The sequence below is a fragment of the Pseudomonas sp. KB_15 genome (assembly GCF_052114525.1).
Lineage (GTDB): Bacteria > Pseudomonadota > Gammaproteobacteria > Pseudomonadales > Pseudomonadaceae > Aquipseudomonas.
On the sequence record NZ_JBFREX010000116.1, the window covers coordinates 1 to 645 of the forward strand.

At 60.6% G+C, this 645-nt stretch carries 1 protein-coding gene; it reads left to right on the forward strand.

Annotated features, from left to right (window positions below):
- Positions 1-187 precede the first annotated feature (187 nt).
- A partial coding sequence (locus AB4Z35_RS29960) for a transposase (protein ID WP_442101154.1) occupies positions 188-645 on the forward strand: 458 nt, incomplete at its 3' end.

Below are 645 nucleotides of genomic sequence, written 5' to 3' on the forward strand. Positions count from 1 at the left end.
GGCGGACCCGCGCGCCATCAGCCTGACGGCGAAGATCGCGTACTAAGGCGCGCACCCGTCGCGTACGGCGGACCCGCGCGCCATCAGCCTGACGGCGAAGATCGCGTACTAAGGCGCGCACCCGTCGCGTACTGCGGCGATTACGCCACATGCAAAACGCCCTGCCCTGTGAACTGCACCCCAAAAGTTGGACACCAACTTTTGGGGTGTTTTCATGTATCGGTACTCGGAGCAGTTCAGGCTGACAGTTATCCAGAGCTACCTGGACGGTCAGGCAGGCTATGGTGAGATCGCCAAACGCCATGAAATAGACAGCGGAACAGTACGGCGCTGGGTGGCGGGATACCGCCTGCATGGCGCGGCGAGCATCAAACGGAAGTACACGCACTACAGCGCCGRGTTCAAGCTTGCCGTGCTGAAGCGGATGCGAAGCCAGCGGTTGTCGCATCGCGAAGTCGCAGCATGGTTCGATATTCGCAACTTCGGTGCGATTGGCATTTGGGAACGCCAGTATGATGCAGGGGGTATAGAGGCCTTGTCATCGCGCCCAAAAGGGCGTCCCAGGAAGATGTCGCCACCCACTCCCAAAGCAAAGCCACCGAAGCCATCTGGTGATCGCACGCGCACGCGCGAGGAGCTCATTGA